This window comes from Microbacterium xerophyticum, from assembly GCF_053543555.1.
Genome location: NZ_JBLVOB010000001.1, coordinates 39,504 through 43,743, shown reverse-complemented (window position 1 = coordinate 43,743; position 4,240 = coordinate 39,504). Strand labels below are relative to the sequence as shown.

The following is a 4,240-nucleotide window of genomic DNA, read 5'->3' as shown; positions in this document are numbered from 1 at the left end:
CGAGCACCCCCCGGACAACTTGCATCTCATGCTCGTAGGAACGACCTTGCTCGACATCACGCTTTCTCGAGAGCACCTCACCGACCCTGACGCATTCGTAGGATCTGAGATCCTACGATTCACGCGTGCCGAGATCGAGAAGGTTGCCGGGACAGGCACGAACGACCTCGACGCTCAGGCCATCCTGGAGGAGACGAACGGTTGGCCCGTCGCTGTCCAACTGATCGCGATCGGCAAAGCTCAGCCCTCCTCGGGCGCCGTCGATCGAACTGCCTTCCTCGGTGACTACGTGCGCGATCACATCCTGAGCGCGGTGCCGCCGGAGATCGTCGAGTTCGTGCTCGACACCTCTGTCTGCGTTGAGCTCACCACCGATCTCGCGACAGCGGTGAGCGGACGCGAGGATGCCCCAGCTCTTCTTGAAGAGTGCGTGAAGCTCGGCCTCTTCCTCGACCGTTTCGACGGTGAGCAAGAAGTCACCTACCGTTGGCACACGTCTTTCGCCAGACAGTGCGTGGCGATCGCTCGGCGGGTTCCTCGCCGTGTGGTCGAGTGTCACAAACGGGCAGCGCGTTCCCTGGAGGGGACGGACCCGCTCGCGTCGGCCGCTCATTCGCTGCGAGCCGGAGCGGCACCTGTGGCAAGAGACACGCTGCTGAGGTACTGGTTGCGGCTCGTGATGGGAACACGCTCCGGGGACGTCGAGCGTATCGCCACCGAACTCCTGGGGCATTTTCCGGACGATGCGGAACTTCTCATCGTTCGGGCGTGCGCCACTGATGTGCTGGGCGATCACCATCTCGCCAGAGAACTGCTCGCCAGGGCCGAAGCGATGTTCTCGCATACGGCTGCGTCGCAGGACGTCGTGGCCACGGCATCCATCGGACAGCTCTTCATCGCGGACGGACGAGAACGTGCCGAGGCGGCGAACGGCACCCTCCGATCCGTTCTGACCCGTTCCAACGCGGGTTCCATCGACGACCGTGCCGCGATGAACGATCTCCTCGGATGGGCGCAGGTGCGTCATCCCGTGAACCCCGGCCTTCCCATCGAGTACTTCGCAGCTGCCGCCCGCGAGGTCGAGGCAGCGGGTGACCCGGCGCTTCGGAATCGCGCACTGGGCCACCTCGCGTTCGCTCAGACATGGGCCGGACACTTCGTCAACGCGTCCAAGACGCTGGGTCGGATCACCAGCATCGAACCGTCTCTGCCCGCCGCGACAGGCTTTGCGAGCGGCAGCACGGCAGCAGCGGCCGGATTCCTCCAGTATTGGTCGGGAGATTCCGATGCCGCCATAGTGGAGTTCGACGATGTGCTCCACAACAGCTCGCACGACTCGTCTTTCACAGCGATCGCGAGGATGATGCTCGCGTATGCGACAGCAGAGACCGGTGACACGGCGGCATGCCGAAGAGCCGCCATCGGCGTTCAGGACATTCCGCTGGAAGTCCTCCATGGCATCGCGTGGCCGATCCTCCGCGAGTCCGCCATCGCTGTCCTGGAGGAAGCCGTCGGCAACAGTGACCGGGCTGTGCGCATCGCCCAACGGCACCTTTCCATCCCCGATCTTCCCGTCGTCGCGGTCGCCCTCGCAGGCGTGCTCCGGCGTTCCGGCGACTATGCCACCGCATTGGAGATGCTGCGTTCGCTGCGGATCTTCGCAGAGGTCTCCTACGTGAAGTCGTCGATGCTGATCACCGCCGCAGTGATGCGACGCGATGCCGGGGACCACGATGCAGCGCACGATCTGTGCGAGGCAGCGATCATGGTCGCGGCCGGCGAGGGCGTCCGCCATCCCTTCGGCCCCCGCGAGACGGCGGTGCGGCGACTGCTGAGCGAGCACGTGCACCATGGAACGCACTTCGAGGATTTCATCGGCCGCTGCCTCGCGACCAACGCGGCGGGCTCCATCGCCGACGCGCTCTCAGAGCGCGAGCGCGACGTGTTCCGGCAGCTGCAGACCGCTCGCACCCTGCCGGAGATCGCCCGTGATCTGGCGTTGTCGATCAACACCGTGAAGACTCATCAGCGTTCGATCTATCGCAAGCTCGGTGTGTCATCCCGCCGCGAGGCCGTGCGGACGACGCTCTGATCATCTGACCCGACGCGCACGGGCCCACACGGAGTTGGCCCGCGACGAAGGGACGTGGAAGCGCGCCGTGATGGGGTGCCCCATTCGGACTAGGCGGTCCGAGCGGCCGCGACCGCCGATCGGCTCGATGAGGATGACAGCGGCCCAGGCGTAGAGGGGCAGCTCTGCCGCGATGCGTCGAGCGTCCTCCGATCCGACGAGTCCAGGCACATGGAGAGAGAGACCCGCGAGGGTGAAGTCCGCGTCATCGACCTCTGTCACGTCAAAGCCATGTCGGCTCCGACGGTGCACGAGCAGGAAGTCGATCAGACGCAGAGCGCCCGATTCGACCTCATGCAGGAGCGCCTCGAGCACGGCCGGGCTGGGACGATCGGCGCTGACCTGCACGACGAGGACCTCGAGATCCCCGAGCGCCGGCATCGTCCCGACCGCCCCAGCAGCAAGCTCAGGCCAACGCCCGCGCCTTGATCGCCGCGAATTCGTCATCTGTGATCGTCCCGGCGGCCAGAAGCCGGGCGGCCTTGTCGATCTCGTCGCTGGGGCTGACGCCGGCGACGCTGCGGATGTAGGAGTCCGCCTCGTGCTGCTGAGCCCTGGCTACTGATGCGTTCCTCTCAGACATGCCCCTGCCTCTGGCAACGAGGTAGACGAGTGCGGTGAGGAACGGCACGAAGACCAAGAAGATCATCCACAGCGCCTTGAACCAGCCGTTGAGCGCGTGGTCGCGGAACAGGTCCGCGATGATGTTGAACAGGATCATCAGGTAGGAGATGAACACGAACGCCCAGAAGAACCACCAGATGATGGACCAGAAGCTTTCCCATAGGGACACAGCGGACTCCTCTCGTTGAGTACTTTCCTCGTGATCTTGGCACTGCGCGCAGCCGAGGTACGTCGGGCCCTCACCCCGACGGGGCGAGCGCTTCGGAACGGCCGCGTCTCACCAGAAGCGGGTGAGCGCGGCCATCGGGCTTCTGGAGGTCCACATAAGGTGCTTGCATGGAGGGAGCGGAGCAGCACGAGGAGGACCCCGAGGTCATCACGACCACGAGGTGGCGACGACTGCAACGAGTGATTCCGGCGCACCCGCTGCTCTCGGGTTTCAGCGTCGCGCTGGGCGTACTGCTGGCTGTCGCCCTGGGCGCGACGGTCGCCGGCATATCGACTGTGCTCACGTCCATCTTCCTCGGCGCATTCCTCGCGCTGGGTCTTGATCCGGCGGTCCGGACACTCGAGAAGCGCGGCGTGCGCCGTCCGATCGGGGTCGCGATCGTCGCCGTCGCGTTCCTCGCCGTGGTGATCGCCATACTTGTGCTCCTCGTCCCCGCCACCGTCCGGCAGCTCGCGGCTGTCATCGAGGATGCGCCCGCGACCCTCAAGGAGATCCAATCGAGCGGGTGGTACCTCGGACTTGAAGAGAACCTCGGGGTGGACCTCTCGGCCGCAGTGGATGAGGGCATCCACTCCCTCACCACGCTCTCCTCGTTCCTGGCGATCTCCGGTGGGGTGCTCAAGGTCGGTTTCGGACTCGTCGGCGCGGTATCGAGCTTCGTCATCATCTCCGTGCTCACGCTCTACTTCGTGGCATCGCTGCGCACGATCAAGACCACGACGGCGCAGCTCGTGCCGGCGTATCGACGAGAGCACTACTCGCGGCTTTTCGACGAGATCACCTCATCCGTCGGCGGTGTGGTCGCCGGAGGGATGACATTGTCGGCGATAAACGCCACGGTCGTGCTGATCATCCAGCTCCTGGTGGGCTCGTCGATCCCGGTCGTCCTGGCGATCGCCGCGTTCTTCATCACCCTCGTGCCGATGATCGGCTCGCTGATCTTCCTGGTGGCCGGCGCGTTCGCCACTCTGTTCACCGGTCCGACCGCAGCGTTGGTCTTCCTGATCGCCTATTTCATCTACATTCAGGTCGAGGCGTACGTCGTCACGCCGAAGGTGATGGGGCGTGCGGCGGCGGTCCCCAGCATCCTCGTGATCATCGGGGCCATGGTCGGCGCGACGCTCATGGGTCTTGTGGGGGCGCTGGTCGCGATCCCGGTGACGGCGTCACTTCTCATCATCGTGCGCGAGGTCTGGATACCTCGGCAGAACCGGCAGACGACTCCGCCTCCCCCGTGAACGGGGGGTTCACCCGCT

The 4,240-nt window shown here is 65.1% G+C and carries 4 protein-coding genes and 1 pseudogene; 3 read left to right on the top strand and 2 right to left on the bottom strand.

What is annotated here, in order from left to right; translation table 11 throughout:
- Positions 1 to 28 precede the first annotated feature (28 nt).
- Positions 29 to 466, top strand: a pseudogene (locus ACNPNP_RS20055) (winged helix-turn-helix domain-containing protein); the annotation flags it as partial.
- A gap of 171 nt (positions 467 to 637) precedes the next feature.
- Positions 638 to 2,092, top strand: a complete 1,455-nt coding sequence (locus ACNPNP_RS00240) for a helix-turn-helix transcriptional regulator (protein WP_448964067.1) — start codon at positions 638 to 640, stop codon at positions 2,090 to 2,092.
- Here ACNPNP_RS00240 and ACNPNP_RS00235 read toward each other — a convergent pair whose 3' ends face one another.
- Together ACNPNP_RS00235 and ACNPNP_RS00230 are read right to left on the bottom strand one after the other, a co-directional pair.
- Positions 2,093 to 2,512 (bottom strand): DUF6325 family protein, encoded by a 420-nt coding sequence (locus ACNPNP_RS00235; protein WP_448964066.1) that lies wholly within the window; start codon positions 2,510 to 2,512, stop codon positions 2,093 to 2,095.
- Positions 2,513 to 2,537: 25 nt separating this feature from the next.
- The gene (locus ACNPNP_RS00230) at positions 2,538 to 2,924 is read right to left on the bottom strand and encodes an SHOCT domain-containing protein (RefSeq protein ID WP_448964065.1); all 387 of its coding nucleotides are present in this window, start codon (positions 2,922 to 2,924) and stop codon (positions 2,538 to 2,540) included.
- Between the two features lie 167 nt (positions 2,925 to 3,091).
- Here ACNPNP_RS00230 and ACNPNP_RS00225 point away from each other — a divergent pair, with 167 nt between their 5' ends.
- Entirely contained in the window at positions 3,092 to 4,222 is a 1,131-nt protein-coding gene (locus ACNPNP_RS00225) for an AI-2E family transporter (RefSeq protein WP_448964064.1), read from the top strand.
- Positions 4,223 to 4,240: the final 18 nt, after the last annotated feature.